At 39.7% G+C, this 20,275-nt stretch carries 17 protein-coding genes, 1 pseudogene and 1 riboswitch; of the genes and pseudogenes, 15 read left to right on the top strand and 3 right to left on the bottom strand.

Going from position 1 to position 20,275, the window contains the following annotated elements:
• Nucleotides 1-168: 168 nt before the first annotated feature.
• From FNT16_RS15045 to FNT16_RS15000, 10 genes and pseudogenes are all read left to right on the top strand, one after another.
• Nucleotides 169-899: pseudogene (locus FNT16_RS15045) on the top strand (ABC transporter ATP-binding protein); the annotation flags it as partial.
• Nucleotides 893-1,882 carry a FecCD family ABC transporter permease gene (locus FNT16_RS15040; RefSeq protein ID WP_342779139.1) on the top strand — a complete coding sequence of 330 codons (990 nt, stop codon included), beginning with the start codon at nucleotides 893-895 and terminating at the stop codon, nucleotides 1,880-1,882. The pseudogene FNT16_RS15045 and the gene FNT16_RS15040, both read left to right, overlap by 7 nt.
• Entirely contained in the window at nucleotides 1,879-2,979 is a 1,101-nt protein-coding gene (cobT, locus tag FNT16_RS15035; protein ID WP_143872349.1) for a nicotinate-nucleotide--dimethylbenzimidazole phosphoribosyltransferase, read from the top strand. Before FNT16_RS15040 ends, cobT begins: the two co-directional genes overlap by 4 nt.
• A complete protein-coding gene (locus FNT16_RS15030) occupies nucleotides 2,979-3,773 on the top strand; it encodes an adenosylcobinamide-GDP ribazoletransferase (protein WP_143872348.1) in 795 nt (264 codons plus the stop codon). Before cobT ends, FNT16_RS15030 begins: the two co-directional genes overlap by 1 nt.
• Complete coding sequence (gene cobU, locus FNT16_RS15025) at nucleotides 3,770-4,303, top strand: bifunctional adenosylcobinamide kinase/adenosylcobinamide-phosphate guanylyltransferase (RefSeq protein ID WP_143872347.1); 534 nt, start codon at nucleotides 3,770-3,772, stop codon at nucleotides 4,301-4,303. The genes FNT16_RS15030 and cobU overlap by 4 nt, the downstream gene beginning before the upstream one ends.
• Nucleotides 4,296-4,952: a histidine phosphatase family protein gene (locus tag FNT16_RS15020; protein ID WP_143872346.1), complete on the top strand. Its 657-nt coding sequence runs from the start codon at nucleotides 4,296-4,298 to the stop codon at nucleotides 4,950-4,952. Before cobU ends, FNT16_RS15020 begins: the two co-directional genes overlap by 8 nt.
• Nucleotides 4,942-6,465 (top strand): cobyric acid synthase, encoded by a 1,524-nt coding sequence (locus tag FNT16_RS15015; protein ID WP_143872345.1) that lies wholly within the window; start codon nucleotides 4,942-4,944, stop codon nucleotides 6,463-6,465. Before FNT16_RS15020 ends, FNT16_RS15015 begins: the two co-directional genes overlap by 11 nt.
• Nucleotides 6,465-7,070: a cob(I)yrinic acid a,c-diamide adenosyltransferase gene (gene cobO, locus FNT16_RS15010; protein ID WP_143872344.1), complete on the top strand. Its 606-nt coding sequence runs from the start codon at nucleotides 6,465-6,467 to the stop codon at nucleotides 7,068-7,070. The genes FNT16_RS15015 and cobO overlap by 1 nt, the downstream gene beginning before the upstream one ends.
• Nucleotides 7,071-7,937 (top strand): ABC transporter substrate-binding protein, encoded by an 867-nt coding sequence (locus FNT16_RS15005; RefSeq protein ID WP_143872343.1) that lies wholly within the window; start codon nucleotides 7,071-7,073, stop codon nucleotides 7,935-7,937.
• 140 nt (nucleotides 7,938-8,077) lie between these two features.
• The gene (locus FNT16_RS15000) at nucleotides 8,078-8,851 is read left to right on the top strand and encodes a 3-keto-disaccharide hydrolase (RefSeq protein ID WP_143872342.1); all 774 of its coding nucleotides are present in this window, start codon (nucleotides 8,078-8,080) and stop codon (nucleotides 8,849-8,851) included.
• 90 nt (nucleotides 8,852-8,941) lie between these two features.
• On the opposite strand, the gene FNT16_RS14995 is transcribed toward FNT16_RS15000, so the two are convergent.
• Together FNT16_RS14995 and FNT16_RS14990 are read right to left on the bottom strand one after the other, a co-directional pair.
• On the bottom strand, nucleotides 8,942-10,180 hold the full coding sequence (locus tag FNT16_RS14995; protein WP_143872341.1) for a cadherin repeat domain-containing protein: 1,239 nt from the start codon (nucleotides 10,178-10,180) through the stop codon (nucleotides 8,942-8,944).
• Entirely contained in the window at nucleotides 10,181-12,196 is a 2,016-nt protein-coding gene (locus FNT16_RS14990; RefSeq protein ID WP_143872340.1) for a TonB-dependent receptor plug domain-containing protein, read from the bottom strand.
• Between the two features lie 28 nt (nucleotides 12,197-12,224).
• A riboswitch (cobalamin riboswitch) is annotated at nucleotides 12,225-12,434 on the bottom strand.
• A 193-nt stretch (nucleotides 12,435-12,627) separates the two neighbouring features.
• Here FNT16_RS14990 and FNT16_RS14985 point away from each other — a divergent pair.
• From FNT16_RS14985 to FNT16_RS14965, 5 genes are all read left to right on the top strand, one after another.
• On the top strand, nucleotides 12,628-13,824 hold the full coding sequence (locus tag FNT16_RS14985) for an amino acid aminotransferase (RefSeq protein ID WP_143872339.1): 1,197 nt from the start codon (nucleotides 12,628-12,630) through the stop codon (nucleotides 13,822-13,824).
• Between the two features lie 90 nt (nucleotides 13,825-13,914).
• A complete protein-coding gene (locus FNT16_RS14980) occupies nucleotides 13,915-14,514 on the top strand; it encodes a hypothetical protein (RefSeq protein WP_143872338.1) in 600 nt (199 codons plus the stop codon).
• A 144-nt stretch (nucleotides 14,515-14,658) separates the two neighbouring features.
• Nucleotides 14,659-16,545 carry an alkaline phosphatase PhoX gene (locus tag FNT16_RS14975; RefSeq protein WP_143872337.1) on the top strand — a complete coding sequence of 629 codons (1,887 nt, stop codon included), beginning with the start codon at nucleotides 14,659-14,661 and terminating at the stop codon, nucleotides 16,543-16,545.
• Between the two features lie 70 nt (nucleotides 16,546-16,615).
• The gene (locus FNT16_RS14970; RefSeq protein ID WP_143872336.1) at nucleotides 16,616-18,259 is read left to right on the top strand and encodes a hypothetical protein; all 1,644 of its coding nucleotides are present in this window, start codon (nucleotides 16,616-16,618) and stop codon (nucleotides 18,257-18,259) included.
• Nucleotides 18,260-18,477: 218 nt separating this feature from the next.
• Entirely contained in the window at nucleotides 18,478-19,167 is a 690-nt protein-coding gene (locus FNT16_RS14965) for a MauE/DoxX family redox-associated membrane protein (RefSeq protein WP_143872335.1), read from the top strand.
• A 181-nt stretch (nucleotides 19,168-19,348) separates the two neighbouring features.
• On the opposite strand, the gene yghU is transcribed toward FNT16_RS14965, so the two are convergent.
• Nucleotides 19,349-20,209, bottom strand: a complete 861-nt coding sequence (gene yghU / locus FNT16_RS14960) for a glutathione-dependent disulfide-bond oxidoreductase (RefSeq protein WP_143872334.1) — start codon at nucleotides 20,207-20,209, stop codon at nucleotides 19,349-19,351.
• Nucleotides 20,210-20,275 lie beyond the last annotated feature (66 nt).

Raw genomic sequence — 20,275 nt, 5'->3', positions numbered from 1 at the left:
ACTTATTTATCAGTATCTTATTTAAGCCGGTCGAAATGTTTCCCTAAATTTTTATATTTATATGTTTAAAAGTGTCAGTTATCTGGCTAGGTATTCATGAAACCGTTTCTTCAAGTAGACAACTTATCTTGGCATATTCACAATCGCCCACTGATTAATCAGCTGAGCTTTGAATTGCCCGAAAAATCTGTGACCGCGATAGTGGGTCCAAATGGAGCGGGCAAAACCAGTATTTTACGTTGTATTTATGGGGCGATTAAACCCTCGTCCGGCGAAATAAGAATGCAAGGGGAAAATATTATTGCAATCCCCGACGACGCCGAGCACAACAGATTGCCGTTGTCAGCCAGCATATTGAACACTGGAGCCATATGAAGGTGATAGAGTTAATTCGTCTAGGTTTAATACCACATTTAAACTCTTGGCAAAAAATCACCTGCTCGCAACATCAATTTGTCGATAATATTATTGAAAAGCTAGATATCGAGTCGTTAAAAAATCGATACTTTGACAACTTATCCGGTGGTGAACAACAGCGTGTATTAATTGCAAAAGCATTGGTACAACAACCTAAATTACTGATTTTGGATGAACCCACCAATCATTTAGATGTGCACTATCAGCACCAAATTTTATCGTTATTAAACCAGTTAGATGTAACTGTATTGATGACAGTGCATGATCTGAATCTGGCGTCGCAATATTGCGAATTATTGTTACTGCTTAAAAAAGGAGAATTGGTCGGCTTTGGTGCGCCAGATCAAGTGCTGACACAATCAAGGGTGCAAAATACCTTTGCTTTGCCAGTTAGAATGGGAACCAATCCAATGACTGATGCGAAACATGTTTTTTATAGTTGGAATGATAACGCTCAACAAGAGGCGAATAAGCAATGTTAATGTCGCCGATGATAAAAGTCACACTCAGTACCGTGGCTCTTTTTGCCAGTTTGTTATTCTCGATGACAATGGGCGCAGCTGAACTTGATGCCGCCACGGTATTTAATTGTTTATTCGTGCAATGCAGTGACCCGTTAACAGAAACGTTAATTTGGCAAATACGTTTTCCGCGCGTTGTTATCGCCGCATTTTGTGGGGCTGGGCTTGCCGTTGCCGGCGCTGTTTTGCAAAATACGACCCGAAACCCGCTGGCCGAACCCTACTTATTTGGTGTTGTCAGCGGTGCCGGCTTAGGTGCAACTATCGTTAGTATTTGGTTTAAAGAAAGTGCTGGTGCATATTTGCCAATCGCCGCATTTCTTGGCGCATTGTTCGCCATTACAATTGTGATGTTTGTTGCGCTTTCAGGCCATGCTAAACGCATCGAATCATTATTATTGGGCGGCGTTGCAGTATCATTTATGTTAAGTGCCGTGAGTCAATTTTTGTTGTATATGGGCGACCCTTTTGCCTCAAACCGGGTCATGTTTTGGCTAATGGGCTCTTTATCTAATACAGAAACAACCCATCTATACTGGATAATTCCGGTTATCACGATCGGAGTTTTATTAGTTTATGCTTTTCACCGACAATTAGACGCAATTTTACTGGGGGATGAACACGCATACACTTTGGGTGTTCCCGTTAACGCACTGCGTATTTTAATGCTAGCTATATGTGCCGCCATTACTGCGACTTTAGTTGCTTATTGTGGTGGCATTGGATTTGTCGGTTTAATGATACCTCATATCGTTAGACGGTTATTTGCTGTGACCTCAGCAATTTTAGTGACAGGTTGCTTATTTATCGGTGCGATTTTTTTAGTTTGGGTCGACGTACTGGCCCGCACGTTAGTCTTAGGACAAGAAATTCCAATCGGGGTGATTACTTCAATTTTAGGAAGCCTATTTTTCTTAACTTTAATGCATAAAAGGCACGCATGAACACATTTACAATTTCAGCTTTAGACACTTTAGTAAACGAAAAAGTAAAAGCTCAAATTAAAGAAACCATAGATCAAAAAACCAAACCTTTAGGATCGCTCGGTCAATTAGAAGCATTAGCCTTTCAGTTAGCTTGCGTGCAATATGCTCAAACAGGTCAGCTCAAGATACAAGCAGATAAAGCGCAAATGCTTATTTTTGCGGGTGATCATGGCATTGCTCAGCATGGCATTAGTATCGCGCCCAGTGAAGTCACCAGCCAAATGGTTTTAAACTTTATAAATGGCGGGGCAGCCATCAATTGTTTTTGCAGGGTAAATAACATCGACTTAAAGGTTATTGATGCCGGTATAAAATTACCGGTAACAGCAGACCATGCTAATTTTATTGTTAAGCGTATCGCAGCCGGCACAAATGATATAACTCAACGCGCAGCAATGACAATTGAACAAGCCGAACGTGCAATCCAATATGGCGCGGAAATTGTTCAACAACAAATAACAAATGGTGCTGACCTCATGGCGTTTGGCGAAATGGGAATTGGTAACACATCGTCAGCCGCTGCATTATTATCAACACTTACAGGTGAAGCCGCAGAATTATGTGTTGGCAAAGGCACAGGCATTAATAACGAACAATATAAGCTTAAACTCACTTTGATAAAACAAGCAATCGAACGGTGCAACCGAACACAAACTCAAGCCCAATCTCAATCTCAATATCAAACAAAAAAAACACCAATAGAAACTTTGGCGCAAGTCGGTGGATTTGAAATTGCGCAAATGGTAGGGGGTATGCTGGCAACAGCACAAGCTAAAAAGTGCATTTTAGTCGACGGTTTTATCTCAAGTATTGCGGCGCTTACGGCAGTCAGTTTATATCCGGCAAGTAGAGACTATATGGTTTTTTGTCATAAAAGCGAAGAGTTTGGCCATCAACTCATTATCAACAAATTAAATGCTAAACCCTTATTGGATTTATCTCTCCGCCTAGGCGAAGGAACCGGCGCAGCTCTGGCTGTACCACTGATTAGAAGCGCCGCTGAGTTTTATAACAACATGGCCAGCTTTAGCCAAGCGAACGTGACGCCCGTTTAATGCAATTTATTAAATATCAACTAAATCTGTTTTTCTTAGCGCTCGGATTTTTTTCCCGACTCCCAATCCCTAATTGGGTTACCTACTCCAGTGACAAGTTAAACAAAGCAAATCGTTATTTTACCTTGGTAGGCTGGCTACTCGGCGGCATTTTGTCACTTTTCTATCTGTTATTTTCTCTGCTGTTTGCAGTTGATATTGCGGTATGGCTTACCTTAATCGTAAGTTTATTGTTAACAGGGGTATTTCACGAAGATGGATTGGCCGATACCGCAGATGGTTTTGGTGGTGGTTTTGAAAAAGATAAAAAACTGCAAATAATGAAAGACAGTCGACTGGGTACATACGGTGCTGCTGCTTTATTTGTGGTTTTAACGGGCAGGTTATTGTTGTGGGAAAATTTAGCACAACAGCTGGTGTATATCATTCCTTGTGTATACGCTATTTCACGTGCGTTTGCAGCGAGTTACCTGTTTGACACAAAATATGTCACCGAAACTGGCAGCAAATCAAAACCATTGGCTCAGCAACAAAACATTTATGAGTTGTTGTGCAACCTGATATGTGTCGTACCTGTATTATTATTTTTATCCTTACCTGCTTTGCTATTTATCCTACTTGCTTTACTTATATTTCGTGTTATTTACAAACGAATACTCATAAATCAAATTGGTGGTTTTACCGGCGATAATCTTGGCGCAGCGCAGCAAATATCTGAATTAATTTGTTATTTAGCCATCATAGCTTCAGTTAGTTTTTCAATGCAAAATACAAACATGATGAGTATATTATGATCCATTTAGTTTTGGGGGGTGCGCGCTCAGGAAAATCAGGTTTTGCTGAAAAAATTGCCAAGCAATATGCAAAAAATGGCAAACAAGTTGTTTACATCGCCACCGCCGAACAAACCGACGACGAAATGATGCAAAGAATACAACACCATCAACAACAGCGCCCAAACGATTGGGCAATAGTAGAAGAAGCTGTTGAAATAGTGTCTGTTTTACAATCTTACAACGATACTCATTTTGTCATTTTATTAGACTGTTTAACCTTATGGCTAAACAATTTGTTGTATTACAAGCCTGACCAAGTGTTGCCAGACTATTACAATCAGTTAACTGAAACTTTAATTTCACTTAAATCTGATGTAATACTGGTCGCAAACGAGGTTGGCTTAGGCATTATTCCTGACAATGCGCTAAGTAGACAATTTGTAGATGAAGTAGGCCGTCTAAACCAAAGGTTGGCACAAATCGCGCATCATTCTGTATTTATGGTAGCGGGTTTGCCGATGAACCTAAAAGGAGCGCTGAATGACTGAAAACAATACAGCAGCAAGATTTACCTTATTACGCCATGGCGCAGTTGCAGGGCGTGCTGCATTATATGGACAAACAAACATAGAGTTATCTGAACTCGGTTTAATGGAAATGCAACAAGCCGTACAACTTGTAAACCAGCAAGATCCAATAGATAGAGTGGTGTCTTCACCGCTACTACGTTGTGCGACATTTGCTGAAACTTACAGTGAGAATAATGAATTAGACATCATTTTAGAATCACGTATATCAGAGATGGACTTTGGCCGCTGGGACGGGATCCCGTTTGATAGGCTACGCCCACACTGGTCTAAATTAGAAGCTTTTTGGGAAAACCCGTATAAAAACACGCCGCCGCAAGGCGAAACCCTTAAACAGTTTGGCATACGCGTAAAATCAGTCTGGCATGAATTATTAGAACATAATCAAGGACAACATTATTTACTGGTATGCCACGCAGGTGTGATTAAAATGCTTTTGGCCATTATTTTAGATGTAGATTGGCGAAATTCACTCTGGTTTAGTCAATTAAAAGTAGACTACGCCAGTGTCACAAAAATTGAGGTTCCAAGCCATAAAAATGCACTCCCAATGATAAAAACAATAGGTTGTAAACCGGGCTGCTTTTTTGGCGACATCAATGATAAATAAAACAATTATGGTGCAAGGCACCAGCTCAGATGCAGGAAAAAGCATGCTGGTTGCAGCATTATGTCGCATTTTTGCCCGTCAAAATTTTAAAGTTGCGCCCTTTAAACCGCAAAATATGGCATTAAACAGTGCAGTAACCCCTTGTGGCGGCGAAATAGGCAGAGCACAAGCAGTTCAAGCATTGGCTGCTGGCGTTGAATTAAATGTGCATTTTAACCCAATTTTGTTAAAGCCCAGTTCAGATACTGGCGCTCAGGTTATTATGCATGGCAGGGCACTGAGTCATATGCAAGCAGCGGCTTACCATGATTATAAAAAAGTGGCGATGGAAGCCGTGTTACAATCGCACCAATATTTAAATAGCAATTATGATCTTATCGTGGTTGAAGGAGCGGGCAGTCCTGCAGAAATTAACCTACGAGAAGGTGATATTGCGAATATGGGGTTTGCTGAAGCGGCAGATTGCCCGGTTATTTTAGTTGCGGATATTGACCGCGGAGGCGTTTTTGCACAAATAGTCGGCACACTCGATTTGCTTTCCCCCTCTGAACGAAAGCGGGTTAAAGGATTTATCATTAATAAGTTTCGCGGTGATATCAGTTTATTACAATCGGGTTTAGATTGGTTGGAAGCAAAAACAAACAAACCTGTATTGGGTGTATTACCGTTTTTAAAAGGCTTAGACGTTGCTGCTGAAGATGCCATCGTAACACAACAAAATCTAAGCGATGCCAAGCTTAAAATCGTCGTACCGGTTTTTCCGCGTATCAGTAACCATACCGATTTTGATGCTTTACGTTCACATCCACAAATCGATTTACAGTTTATTGCCCCCGACCAACAGCTGCCATCCGCTGATTTAATTATTTTACCCGGTAGTAAAAATGTCAGAGCCGACTGTCAGCACCTTAAAAATATGGGCTGGGATAATCAAATTAATAAACATCTGCGATATGGTGGAAAAGTGTTTGGCATTTGTGGGGGCTACCAGATGTTGGGACAGAACATTTCTGATTCACTGGGTATTGAAGATACGCCCGGCACAATACAAGGTTTAAATTTACTGCCGATAACGACAGAGTTAAAAGCCGGCAAAACACTCAAACGTAAAAGCAGCGTTTTACAATTGGCCGGACAAAAAGTCAAAGTAAGCGGCTATGAAATCCATTGTGGTGAAAGTCAACTAAGCAAACATCATCTATCTGTTTCACACTTATTAACCAATGAATTAGCCAATGAATCAAATGAGACAGATGGTTTTATCACAGCAGACCAACAAGTTGCTGGTTGTTATTTACACGGTATATTTGATTCGCCTGAGGCAATAAAACTGCTGGCGCAGTGGTGCAATCAAGAGGTTTCGGCCGGAGAGGATCATCAAACACAGCAGCTCAAAGCACTTGATATGCTGGCCGATGCTTGTGAAAAACATTTAGACATCGGCAAAATTAAACATTTTATTTCTAATCAAACTAATCAAACTAATCAAACAGGCGAGGAAAGACAAATATAATGGTGGATGAAAACCGAAAAAACGAAAGACACCAAGCGCGAATGCAACGCATTAAAGAAAAAGTCGACGCCAGAATTAATCAGGCGCAAGAAGAGCGGGGCATTGTGATCGTAATAACGGGCAACGGTAAAGGTAAAAGTACCTCCGGATTTGGCACCGTCGCGCGCGCAGTTGGCCATGGCTTAAGTGCATCCGTTATCCAGTTTATAAAAGGCACATGGGCCTGCGGTGAGCGCAATTTATTAGAACAAAATCGCTGTCAATTTCATGTTATGGCAACTGGTTTTACCTGGGAAACACAAAATAGAGAAGCGGATATTGCAGCAGCACAAAAAGTCTGGCAAGAAGCAAAACGTTTATTAGCCGATCCAAAAACCGACCTGATTTTATTAGATGAATTAACTTACATGGTTAATTACGACTACATTGATTTGGATGAAGTGATAGACGCGATAATAAACCGTCCGATAAATCAGCATGTCGTCATCACAGGACGCGGCGCACATCGCAGCTTGCTGGAAATCGCAGATACTGTCAGCGAAGTTCAATCGGTAAAACATGCTTTTGAAGCCGGTATTAAAGCGCAAAAAGGGGTTGATTGGTAAATGCGATCGTCCTCTTATACTGCTCTATCACTCGCTTTATTACTGGCGTTGATTTTAGTTATGACGCCAGCTTTAATTAAAGCAGAAGAAAAAAAGCTTAAACTCATTGCGCTCGCACCACATATTGTTGAAATGCTCTATTCAATTGACGCAGGTGATATGATTATCGGTACGACAGAGCATTCTGATTATCCGGAATCAGCTAAAGATATTCCACGAATTGGCAACTATGCGGGTTTACAAATTGAAAGAATATTGCAACTAAAGCCAGATTATATCATCGCATGGGCGACAGGAAACCCGCCGGATGATTTAGAACGAATCAAAAAACTTGGCATTCCGGTTGTTTACTCTAAACCTAGCGATTTAAAAAGTGTTGCGCAAGAATTGCAAATGTTAGGCAAAATAACAGGCAAACAACAACAAGCGAAAAAGGTGATTGCAGATTATTATGCCAAGTTAAAAGTATTACAAGCAAAATACCAGCAAAGGGACAAAGTTGACGTGTTTTATCAACTATGGTCGACACCTTTAACCACCATTGCAAATCAGGCGTGGCCACAAAAACTATTAGAACTATGCGGAGTGAACAATCCATTTAAAAACCTAAAAGGTGATTACCCACACATCAGTCTTGAACATGTTTTACTTGCTAAACCACAAATGATTATCATCCCGACATCGGCCAGTGAACCCAATGGTGCGGTACAATATTGGACAAAATATAAAACGCTACCTGCCGTACAAAACAATCAAGTTGTATTGGTTAACTCTGATAAGCTGCACCTTATGACACCAAGAGCTTTAGATGAACTTGCGATCATGTGCGAAAAAGTAGAGCAAGCACGGCAAACATATCAACATTAGGTTTCAACATTAGGTTTCAACATTCGGTTAAAGCGTAATTTTGCTTTTTTAGGTTGGTATTGTTAGAGATTTAGCGACGGACTTTGTTATATTGTTAACTGTTTAATAATAAGTAACGCTTAACACTCGTAGAGTCTTACATGAAACTAAAACAATTCGCCATACTGAGCTGTCTAGTATTAACGCAAATTTCGCTTGCGAACGAAACATTTACCTCCTTGTACAATGGCAACGATTTATCGGGTTGGACAGTCAAAGTGCACGGTCATCCAACTGGCGATAATTTTGCCGGTACCTTTAAAGCCCAAGGGGATCGCATCGTGGTTGATTACACGGATTACCCTAGGTTTAACAACCGATTTGCACACCTGTATACCAACAAAACTTATCAGAACTTCCATTTAATATTGGAGTATCGTTTTTTGTCTGGCTTTATGTCAGATGCCCCCTCATACGCAAAGCTTAATAGCGGAGTCATGTTTGTCAGTCAAAGTCCAGAAAGTATGCCGCCACAACAAAACTGGCCAGTGTCTGTTGAAATGCAATTTTTAGCCGACGATCCAGCTAACCCAGGTAGGACAACGGGCAATATGTGCTCACCGGGGACGGATGTCGTTTATAATAATAAACTTTTTACCGAGCATTGTTTACGTTCAAGCTATCCGGCTGTTCCAGCAGGGAAGTGGGTTAAAGCAGAGCTTATCGTTAAAGACGGCGTGGTCAAACAAATAATAAATGGCCAAACCGTACTCGAATATAAAAATCCGACCATCAATATTGGTAAATTAATAAAAGGCTACAATGCTTCGTTATTTAAAAATAAACAGAGCCAAAGGTTAACGCGGGGTCATATTGCGTTACAGAGTGAAGGGCATCCCATTGAGTTTAGGAATATTATGATTGCAGAACTTTAATGGATATAAAAAAAATAGCCCAGTCAAATAATGAGCAGGCTATTTTTTATTCGGGCTTAGTTTTTACTAGGAGTTAGTTTTTATAGCTTTTTATTTTCTAATAAAACTAATTTTACCCGGATTCAAAGTGGTTGAAATTCGGTTTTCAACTAATGAATGATCGGCCGTACTGTACACTTCAATACCTGGATTATTAGTACTGTTTACACTGATCCATAATTGATTACGATCATCCAAAGCAATATCACTAATCCCCTCGTCATCCGCTAAACCGGATGCGACATTTGTATTGATAATATCACCGGTCGTTGGGTTAAATTGGTATAAAGCGGAAACCGTCGGCCAACCAGAGCCGGCATAAAAATAACCGGTTTGATTATTTAAAATCACAGCTTCTGTAATTTTGTCCGTTGTATTGCCATCAATGTCGGTTGCATTTAATACCTCTGTTAATGCGTAATCAGCTAGGTTTATTTTTTCTATTTTACTTTCTGATACATCAACAGACGAAAAGCCTGATTCAGTAGTCACATATAAGCTATTATCATAAACATACAAACTATCGCTCTTTGGATTAAATCCAGCTAGCGGAATCCCTTTTACTGAATCAGAACTATCGGTATTGGTTTCGAGTTCTTCACCTGTTTCTGTATCAAATACTGCCAAGTAGCTTGTTTGCGGAGCCCACGAAAGCATACGCTGCATAACTACAAATAACTTTCCACCGGCAATAATGGCATCCGAAGCATAAGGTGACGTTTCAATTGAATCGTCCGTTATGTAAGCAGATATGTCAATTTCACCGGTTATAAAATCAGCCGCACTTGTCGCTTGAGGATTAACAATTAATACCTTGTCAGAACCATAACGTACGATAAATGCTTTTGAGTCGTTCAAAAATACAATTTTATAAGGGTTGCCAGAAACTTCTTCACCCGCTTGTTGAGTTGAATAATTATATATTTGCTGTTCAATATCAGCTGCATCATATTTTTCAATGGTGTCGATAGTGAATTTACCGATATGGTAGATTTCAGATTGATAGGTATTAATGGTGTAATCTGATTTGTCTTTTACGTATAAACCTTCCGTTAATTCGAACGTTTCAGTATCAATCAATACCACCTGAGACGATGAATAATCTGGCGCTACGGTTTGCACCACAGCACCACTCACTGGCGACTCTTTTGCCTGTTCGTCATTATCGTCACTATTAATATCGCAACCTGCTAGCGCGATAATAGAAGCCAACAGGCTGAGTTTTAATATTCCTTTTTGTATTACACCCTTTTTTATTAAACCCTTTTTTATTGCGCCATGTTTTGTCATTTATATTTCCTCGATTGATAATTTAATTTGAAAACTTCGACCTACAGCAGGCCGGTTTGCTAAATCTTGATAAGACTCGTCAAATAAATTTTTAATTGCCAAACTTGCATGGATATTGTCTTTTTCCCAATTCAGCATCAGATCAGACACCCACCTGTCAGCTGGATTACCTTTTTTGTTTTGTTGATTAGTTTCAATTAAATTTGTACGCGAATAATAAAGCGCAGCGTCGTATGCACTGACAAAACTGGCAGACCAACTATTAGATATTTGATAATGCATGCCCAATTGGTATTGCTCGTGATAAATGCCAGGCAGTTTTTTATGGTTAAACGCTGGAGTAGGTGAGTGCGTAGTACTGTCGATAAAATGGCTACTCGCCGAAAGTTGCAATGCTTTAGATAAATCGTACTGTAGTTGCAACTCAAGACCGTATACATCTGCCTGACTTACATTTTCGTACGAACCAACATTGCGAGCGTTATAAATAGCGACAATCGCATTTTCTACATCTTGTTGGTAAAGACTCGTCTGCCATTCAAATGCGTTGAATGCTTGCGCGAAAGAAACGGATAGACTATTGGATGTTTCGGCCAGAAGATCTTCATTACCTTTTAATAGGCCTCTGTCACCAAATCGTTCAAATAAATTAGGTGTACGCGCACCTTGGCTCAATTGCGCTGAGATAGTGAGCGGGGATAACCAAGTATTTTGCAAATCGTATGATAGACCTGTTTCAAAGGTAACATAGCTTTTATTGGCTGTTTTATCGGACACATCCTGATTGGTTTCAGAAACCAATTGATTGATCTGATTGTCATTAGATTCATTCAATTGGTTTAACAATAAATAACCGGTTAGCGTGTTGGGCAATATCATCCAGTCAAATCGGCTGCCCAAATGTATTTGTTGCTGTCTGGCTTTAACATCACAGCCAGATCCCCCATTACATGGTCGGCTTTCGCCGTTATATATTGAGTTAGATTCGAATTCTTGATGGTTATACTTTAAATAAGGTGTGATTGTGAGTGAGTCAAATATCCAAAAAGAAGTTAAATTAACAGCAAATTTATCGGTTTGATAATCAAAAACTTGGTTTGTGTTACTATTTGCCCGATTAATAAAACGCTCGTTTTTATCTTCAAAATAACTTTCAATATTAATTGAATTTAATGCCCCATTAGCAAGCAACCAATCATCATTAACAGAAAAACGCCGGCTATTGCTCTTTAAAGCTGAGTAATTTGTAGCTAAATTGCTTTGATAATTAGGCAGGTTTTTATCCTGCTGGTTAAATTGAAAACTCAATTTAAATTGATGTGCAGACCAGTTAAAACTGTTATTAATATAAACACTCAACTTTTCAAATTGATTATTTTTTAACGGCTCATTACGTGGATTGTTCGGATCATCTATTGGTTGCGGGACTGGGTAGGTATAGTCATTGTCACTCGTGAGGTAATTTATCCCCGCCGTGATTTGCTGATTAGCAATAATATTAGAAATTAAAAGGGATCCCTGATAAAAGCCAAAACGACCAGCGCCAGCCGAAACACGGGTTAATGCTTTGTTTGGATCATAAGTATTGATACGGATCACACCACCAATCGGTGTACTACCTGTACCTAGGGCTTGGTTTTTACTGATTTCAATACTTTGTATATGTTCGGTTGGAATTTGGTTTAAATCAAAACCACCAAATTGGCTATCGTTAATCAGTTGACCGTCAATATAAAGTTGAACTTGTTTGCTGGTAGAGCCACGCATGGATACATCAACCTGATTACCTAAGCCGCTGACTTCACGAATTTGTAATCCATTGGTTTTCTTTAAAACATCTGCAACAGTGGCGCCCGCTTGCAAAAGCTCATCACGCTGAATCAGTGTATAATTGGCCGGATTAGAGTAAGCAAAACCTGAAATTTCAATAACTTCGGTTTGCGCAGCGTTTGCTGCAACACAACTAACAAAACAAACGCTTAAAAGAGTTTTACTGAAGACTTTTTTTATAAACATTTTTACCCCTGGTATTGCCCGCCGCAATACGGTTGTTCTGTTGTAGGCCGGTATCCGGGCTCTCAATGGATAAAATATCCAACTTGCATCCTTCCCATGTTAAACACAGTGGATTGAGTTAACTCAAAAGCAAGCTTTCATTGATTACCGTTGCGGGGGCAGCGATGGGATTACACCATACTTCCCGTTTAACTTTAGTGAAAAAACCACGTAAAGCACCTATAACGAATGGCGCGCACTTTAATGCGATAATCGCATTTCGTCAAATATAAATTATCATTCGCCTAGAATTAATGAATATTTATTCACTTTTTATAAATATATATCCATTTATTTTGCTTAAATTTGTCTAAATTCTGTTAACTGCCCAAAGTCTCGTGTATTATATGTGCAGTTCATTTTTAAGTAGACAATATTAGGAAGCTCATTACATGTTTCAACAAATAACTGCTTTACCGCCAGATCCGTTATTGGGCATTGCTGCTGCATTTAAACAAGATACAAACCCTAAGAAAGTAGATTTAGGTGTTGGTGTTTATAAAACAGAAGATGGCAAAACGCCTATTTTGACCAGCGTGCAAAAAGCACTGCAGATTCTATTAGATACCGAAGCGTCAAAATCATATATCCAGCCTCGTGGTAATCAGGCATTTTTAGATGGCATGGAAAAACTGGTTTTGGGTAATGATAATCCATTAATCAGCTCTGGCCGTGTTGAAAGTGTTCAGGCGCCAGGTGGTACAGGTTCATTAAAATTAGGTTTCCAGTTAATTAAACGTAGTAATCCAAATGCTAAAATTTGGGTTAGCGGTCCAACTTGGGCAAACCACGTTGCACTCATAAAATCAACAGGTTTAGACCACGCTGAGTATCCTTATTACGATAAGAAAAACAACGCATTAAAAGCAGATGAAATGCTTGAAGCGTTAGCGCAATTAGGTCCGAATGATGTGGTGTTATTACATGGTTGTTGTCATAACCCAACCGGTGAAGATTTAACACCTGAGTTGTGGAGTAAAATTACCGAGTTAGCTTTAGAAAAAGGTTTTTTACCTTTTATTGATATTGCTTATCAAGGTTTCGGTCAGGATTTAGATACAGACGTAGCTGGCGTACGTGAATTATTAAGCAAAGTACCAGAAGCTTTAATCGCAACTTCATGTTCTAAAAACTTTGGTTTATACCGTGAACGTACTGGTTTAATAACAACAGTAAGCGAAACACCTGAGCTTGCAGCTGCAGCTTTATCGCACGTTCTTAATATAGCGCGTGAAATTTATTCAATGCCGCCTTCATACGGTGGTGCTGCAGTCGGTATCATTTTACAAGATCAAGCGTTAACCACCGAATGGAAAGGTGAGCTTGCTGAGATGTGTGCTCGCATGCGTACATTACGTTCAATGCTAGTGAATAAAATCCACGAACGAGGTGTTGACGAAGATTTCAGTTTTATCAACCGTCAAAATGGTATGTTTACTTTCTTAGGGATTACTCCAGAGCAAGTACAAGCCATTCGAGACGAATATGCAATTTATATGGCGGGTAGCAGCCGTATCAATATTGCAGGTATCTCATCTTCAAATGTTGATTATATTGCAGATGCAGTGGCCGCAATTTTGAAAAAATAAAAATCTGTTAATTTTTCAAAATTATATTGAAAATGCCTGTTTTTACAGGCATTTTTGTTTTATGGCTCGGAAAAGTACAAAGGTTAAAAAATGGATAGGTTTAAATCACTCATATGTTTATTACTTGTCACTCTGACATTATCGGCTTGCTCTACAAGACAAGCGGGTGAGAAATTCTCGGGATCTACGGAACAGCGACTGGTGACCTACAGCATTAATGAAATAGCCAAAGGTTTTGCGAAAGAGCCATTACAGTTATTAATTGAACAACCTATATTTATTGAAAGCCATTTTGTCGTTAAAAACGAAGTTGTCAATTACGCAGAAGCGCGAATTAAAAGCCAGTTAGCAGAGTCATTTAAAGTTAAGTTTGTTGATGGCAATCAGGCAAACACCTTAATAGATTATCAACCGGCGAATTATAAATTGGATTTATTTTTTACTTCGCTTGGAACGGACAGAGATCAAGCTGGCTTTTCATTTCCGATCATTAATTTAAGTGAACCAGAAAGAAGCACCTCAATCAGTGTACTGGCCGTCGATATGTACCACGGTATCTCAGAATGCCATTATGTATTAGTCGATCTAAAAACGCAGGAAATTATGTTGCGCGGTAAAGTATCTTCTCGCGTGCGCACGGATAAATTTACAACACCCATATTCAGTTTTCCTTTGTCTGATTTAGATTAAGCGTCTGTACTGGATTAATAATACGAAAGATTAAGTTTTTATTAAACTTAACGACTTAAAAAAAACTGTAAACAAAACTACTTTTTTCTCCTGCATTCTTCCCGTGATTTTTAATTAACTATTAGAAAAGTCACGGGGACATACATGTTACAAAAATCAAAAATTACAAAAGCAATTCTAGCATCATTGTTTGCATCCACTTTGATGACGGCTTGTACTATTGAAGGCGACCTTGAAGAAGAGCAAGGTCCAAAAGGTGAGCAGGGCGAACCGGGCAGAGACGGTATTGATGGGCAAGACGGTGCAGATGGACAAGATGGTGTAGACGGCCAAGACGGTTTACCCGGCGTTGGCAGTTCAACGATTGGCTTAACGCGCTTTGCAACTGTACCTTTAGGTGCTGAAGTAACGGGTGCATATGTAACTTCAGAAGGTGATTTATTTTTCAACGTACAACACCCAGACGACACCAACACGACAGAAGATCACAACGGTGATGTGATTAACCGTGGTACGGTCGGTGCGGTTTATGGTATCAATGTCAACAAGTTACCGATGAGTTTTGCGTCATTGCCAGTTGCACAAACACAAGAAGAAATGGAATCGGTTCGTGTTGCAGCAGGTGAATATCACGTATTGGGCCAAAATGGTGATACATTTGATGGTACTTTACCAAATGGTTTAGGCGTTATCATGGATATCCAAGGTCAACAAAAAGTGGTTGAAACAGATATGCCTGACTTTAACGGCTTCATCGAAACGGGCACAGATGAAGGTTATTTGTATACCAACTGGGAATATATTCCGGGTGGCATGAGTAGAATGCAGCTTAAGAAAAACGATGATAATCAGTGGGATATCTTAGATGTTGAAATGATCGATTTCTCAAGCGTGCATGGTACGGCAGCAAACTGTTTTGGTTCTGTTACGCCTTGGAATACACCATTGACATCAGAAGAGTGGACAATTGATGACGACAATGGCCGCACGTCTGCTGGTTGGAATACACGCGCTGACTCGTTTGCTCAATCTGGTTTAAATGGCTATTTAAATGGTGATTCTGTTTTCCCTAATCCATATCGTTATGGTTACATCGTAGAAGTAACAGATGCAGCAGGCGATACACCAACTCCGGTAAAACATTTCACAATAGGCCGTGTTGAGCATGAAAACTCGGTTGTTATGCCTGATGAGCGCACTGTTTATACCACACAGGATGATACGGGTGGTTTGTTATTGAAATTTGTAGCTGACCAAGCGCAAGATTTATCATCTGGTACTTTGTACGCAGCTAAGTTAACTCAAGATGCTAACTCTAATGATCCACTGGTAACAGGTTTTGACGTAACTTGGGTTGAACTAGCGCATGGTACTAACGCCGATATCGAAGCTTGGGTCGCGCAGTTTGATAATATTGCAGCAGAACCAGACAGTGACGCATACGTAGAAAAATACCTAACTTTAGCTGATGTGCAAGCATGGGCGGCAGGTGAAACCAATTACCCAACGATTGAAAACGGTGGTAATGCAACCACTGCGGGTATGGCTATGGATAACCGAGTTGCGTTTATCGAAACACGTCAAGCGGCTAAAGCGAAAGGCGCAACGGCAGAGTTCCGTAAACTTGAAGGTATCAATGTAAACTACAACCGTGCGTTAGAAGCGGTTGAAGGTGTTGATATGGTTGCTGGTGAAGACGTAACGGATGCGTACGTATATTTCGCAATATCAGACATCGATAGCACAATGACAGACGGTCAAGGCGACATTCAACTAAACACACGCGTTAAAGATTGTGGTGGTGTTTACCGTATGCGTTTAGAAGCAAATTACAATGTATCTCGTATTGAACCTGTATTAATGGGTGCAACTATGACCTCAGGTGTAAGTGGCTCTATGAAGTGTAATGTAAATGAAATTGCACAACCAGATAACGTATTGGTTTTAGACGACGGTCGCATCATGATTGGTGAAGATGGCTCTCAAACGAACAACACTTTATGGTTATATAACCCTAAAGCTGCTCGTTAATAAAAATAGTCGTTTTTTGAAAGGGCTGCATTTGCAGCCCTTTTTGCGCTTTAAAAAGAAAGATAAAAATATGAAAACATATAAGTTAGTGACATCACTTATCGCCATACTCTGTCTGCAAGCTTGCACAGATCCTCATTCTACAGATAATTTAAAGAGTAACATTCAAAATAAACCGGTAGATGAAAGTGTAACGAAAGAACAAGAATATCCCGCAACTGCTTATCTAAGAGAGGGTGAGATATTTAACCCTGAATCAGTTATTCCACCTCAATGTTACACAAAAACAGAAGGTGTGAATAATCCCTGTTACGTCTGTCATCAAACTTATCAAGACGAAAAACGACCAAATACAATGAATGACGGGGCTTTGCAGGGCGAGTATGCATTTTCTGATGTGGGTGCAAGTAATAGTTGGAAGAATCTATTTGTCGACAGAAGACAAAGCATTGCCAAAATATCAGATGATGTAATTAAAAATTATATTGCGCAGGATAATTACACCCCCTTTATCGAAAAATTAAAACAAGATACGAGTTGGCAAGGTATTGTGCCCGAGATACAAGATTTAGAAAATGCTGAAAAAGCGTTTGATGAAAATGGCTTAGCAAAAGATGGTAGCCATTGGGTAGCGTTTAATTACAAACCCTTTCCCAGTACCTTTTGGCCAACGAATGGTTCTACCGGTGACGTAATGATACGACTACCAAAAGAATTTAGAGAGATAGAAGGGCAATACAGACGCGATGTTTATTTTGCTAATTTAGCTTTGCTAGAAATTGCGATAAAAGATTTAGCACAAGTAAGCGTACCAGAAATTGATGAGAATATTATTCAGGTAGATTTAAATAAAGATAATAAGCTAAGCAAAATTTCCACTGTACTGTCACAAGAAACTTATGTCGGCGATGCCAAAACAGTTGATTTGTATTCAATGTTATATCCTGAAGACACTGAATTATTACACACGGTCAGGTATTTAGGTTTTGATGAAAATGGAGAAATTACGTTATCAAAACGCATGAAAGAAGTACGTTATATGCGTAAATATAGATTCCGCAATAGAGATTCATTAAAAAGTGCGTATTACAAAGAAGTTAAAGAGAAACACTTTGAAAATCTGCCCATTACAACACCGGCTGGCTACAAAGGCATAGGCAATGGATTTGGTTGGGCATTACAAGGTTTTATTGAAGACCAAAACGGAGATCTGCGCCGCCAGCAGCATGAAGAATTAGCTTATTGCAACGGCTGCCACAAAACAGTTGGCTCGACGATAGATCAAACTTTTTCTTTTGCCAGAAAAGTAGAAGGGGCGCAAGGATGGGGCTATATTAACCTCAAAGCAATAAAAGATGTTCCGAATGTTGGCGAGGAGCAGGGCGAATACTTAACCTACATGCAACGTGTGCGCGGCGGTGATGAATTTAGACAAAACAAAGAAATGCTTGCACTTTGGTTTAACGATAACGGGCAGGTTAATAAAGACAAAGTTGCAGCGCTAGACAATATATATCAGCTAATAATGCCCAGTACTGAACGCGCACTTAAACTAAATAAAGCTTATTTTACGATTGTACAAGAGCAAAGCTTTATATTTGGTCGCGATGCAACCATAACGCCTGCAACCAATGTGCTAAAAGAAGTAGATGGCAGCATGCCACCATTACACGCAGACAGTAGGTATAATTGGGATCTGCGTTTAAACTGGTAGTGAGCTGACAGTGAACTGTTAGCTTCACGCACAATCGTTTGTCTTGCGATAATTTATCCCCTTAGGTATCCACTTAGGACACTAAATTGTCGTAAGATAAACTCCAATTTTTTGTAACACAGACTTCTAAACACCCGCTAATTTTGCGATTACATTCTTAACAGTGTTAACATAAACTCTGCATCGATATTTAATAAGCTGCATGGGAGGGATCTGAAATGGCAACCGAAATAACGATTTACCGCAAACGCATGTGTCCATATGGGCAACGTGCTGCCGATTTATTGCGTAAACAAAAGTTAGATTTTCAAGATCACTTGTTCGAAGACAAAGATGAAGAAATAGAATTTAAAGAAACACATAAAGTAAAAACTACACCACAAATTTTTATCGGCAACAAGCGGATAGGCGGCTACCAAGAGTTAGCTGAGTATTTTAATGTTTTGCCAAAACAAAGCTCTAAATTAAATCCATACTTGCCTGTTATCGCTATCTTTTCTATTACACTATTAATGGCGATTGCCACTGAAACTGCTTTACGCGGCTTTATGGGATATTCTTTATGTGTCTTAGCCTGTCTTAAACTAATGGATATTCAAGCCTTTGTAGAGGGCTTTAAACAGTACGATTTACTTGCTAAACCTGTACCAATATATGCCAAAATTTATCCTTTTGCAGAACTTGCCGTAGGTTTAGGGTTACTGGCTAAAATACTGCCGATTGCCGTTGCCTTTATTGCTATCTTTATCGGTACAGTTGGCGGCATTTCTATTATTAAAGCAGTCTACATTGATAAAAAAGATTTGAATTGCGCCTGTGTGGGTGGTAACTCAAACGTGCCTTTAGGTTTTGTAAGTTTTACCGAAAATTTGATGATGTTGTTAATGGGTTTAGTGCTTATTATTTAACGGTCAACTTGAAAAATGTTACCTGTCACATTTTCTTGATATTTTTAGGTTCTAACTCAGGTCTAATTCAGGCCAAGCAATACTGGCATTGCTAATGCCAATTCGTCCTAAGGCGCTTGATTAAATCAAAGCGCCTACAAAAAAGCTTGTGAGTACACTCGCTATTACACTAATACAACACTTACAATTTATCTAAAGTTTTAGTTGCAAAATCACTGGCATCATGACGCTCGTGTAATTGTTCTTCTGGTTCACCCCAGGTTCGGTTAACCTTACGGCCTCGGATAACGGCGGGGCGCTGACAAATTTCTTTAGCCCATCTAACAACATTTTTATAACTCTCTACCTGTAAAAACTCTGCAGCCTCGTACAACTTGCCTTCAACCAATGTGCCATACCATGCATAACAAGCGATATCGGCAATTGTATAGTGAGTACCACAGATATATTGCTTGTCTGCCAGTTGTTTATCTAATACATCAAGTTGTCGTTTTACTTCCATCGTGAAACGGTTGATCGGATATTCATATTTCTCGGGCGCATAATTATAAAAGTGCCCAAACCCACCGCCTAATAAAGGACCGGTACCGATTTGCCAGAACAACCAAGACAAACACTTAGCCCGACCTAAGGTATCTTCGGGTATAAAGCGATTAAACTTTTCAGCTAAATAGAGCAAAATAGCGCCAGATTCAAAGACTGGAATTTCAGTGCCGTCACTCTTATCCACCATAGCCGGTATTTTGGAATTGGGGTTGATTGAAACAAAACCAGAACTAAATTGATCGCCATCTAATATTTTAATTAAATGCGCATCATATTCTGCATCTGTGACACCGGCTTCTAACAGCTCTTCTAACATTATTGTGGCTTTTATCCCATTCGGTGTCGCCAGCGAATAAAGCTGAATAGGGTGTTTACCAACGGGTAATTCTTTTTTATGGGTAGCACCAGAAACAGGGCGGTTAATATTGGCAAACTGACCACCATTACCTTGCTCCCATTGCCAAACTTTAGGTGGGGTATAAGTTTTATCAGACATATTTAACTCCTTTTTGTTTTTATAATAGGTACGGTTTCAGTCATGAATGGTTTCAGATTGAAAGGC

The sequence above is a fragment of the Catenovulum sediminis genome (assembly GCF_007289895.1).
Lineage (GTDB): Bacteria > Pseudomonadota > Gammaproteobacteria > Enterobacterales > Alteromonadaceae > Catenovulum > Catenovulum sediminis.
The sequence above is the reverse complement of the archived record's forward strand: the minus strand, read 5'-3'. Positions and strand labels throughout refer to the sequence as shown.

Excerpts from the sequence above, each read along its gene's own strand:
- FNT16_RS14990 (WP_143872340.1), bottom strand. The coding sequence starts at position 12,196 with ATGTTTATAAAAAAAGTCTTCAGTAAAACTCTTTTAAGCGTTTGTTTT.
- FNT16_RS14980 (WP_143872338.1), top strand. The coding sequence starts at position 13,915 with ATGGATAGGTTTAAATCACTCATATGTTTATTACTTGTCACTCTGACA.
- FNT16_RS14965 (WP_143872335.1), top strand. The coding sequence starts at position 18,478 with ATGGCAACCGAAATAACGATTTACCGCAAACGCATGTGTCCATATGGG.
- FNT16_RS15030 (WP_143872348.1), top strand. The coding sequence starts at position 2,979 with ATGCAATTTATTAAATATCAACTAAATCTGTTTTTCTTAGCGCTCGGA.
- FNT16_RS15040 (WP_342779139.1), top strand. The coding sequence starts at position 893 with ATGTTAATGTCGCCGATGATAAAAGTCACACTCAGTACCGTGGCTCTT.
- FNT16_RS15020 (WP_143872346.1), top strand. The coding sequence starts at position 4,296 with ATGACTGAAAACAATACAGCAGCAAGATTTACCTTATTACGCCATGGC.
- FNT16_RS14995 (WP_143872341.1), bottom strand. The coding sequence starts at position 10,180 with ATGACAAAACATGGCGCAATAAAAAAGGGTTTAATAAAAAAGGGTGTA.
- FNT16_RS15015 (WP_143872345.1), top strand. The coding sequence starts at position 4,942 with ATGATAAATAAAACAATTATGGTGCAAGGCACCAGCTCAGATGCAGGA.
- cobT (WP_143872349.1), top strand. The coding sequence starts at position 1,879 with ATGAACACATTTACAATTTCAGCTTTAGACACTTTAGTAAACGAAAAA.
- yghU (WP_143872334.1), bottom strand. The coding sequence starts at position 20,209 with ATGTCTGATAAAACTTATACCCCACCTAAAGTTTGGCAATGGGAGCAA.
- FNT16_RS15000 (WP_143872342.1), top strand. The coding sequence starts at position 8,078 with ATGAAACTAAAACAATTCGCCATACTGAGCTGTCTAGTATTAACGCAA.
- cobO (WP_143872344.1), top strand. The coding sequence starts at position 6,465 with ATGGTGGATGAAAACCGAAAAAACGAAAGACACCAAGCGCGAATGCAA.
- FNT16_RS14970 (WP_143872336.1), top strand. The coding sequence starts at position 16,616 with ATGAAAACATATAAGTTAGTGACATCACTTATCGCCATACTCTGTCTG.
- cobU (WP_143872347.1), top strand. The coding sequence starts at position 3,770 with ATGATCCATTTAGTTTTGGGGGGTGCGCGCTCAGGAAAATCAGGTTTT.
- FNT16_RS14985 (WP_143872339.1), top strand. The coding sequence starts at position 12,628 with ATGTTTCAACAAATAACTGCTTTACCGCCAGATCCGTTATTGGGCATT.
- FNT16_RS15005 (WP_143872343.1), top strand. The coding sequence starts at position 7,071 with ATGCGATCGTCCTCTTATACTGCTCTATCACTCGCTTTATTACTGGCG.
- FNT16_RS14975 (WP_143872337.1), top strand. The coding sequence starts at position 14,659 with ATGTTACAAAAATCAAAAATTACAAAAGCAATTCTAGCATCATTGTTT.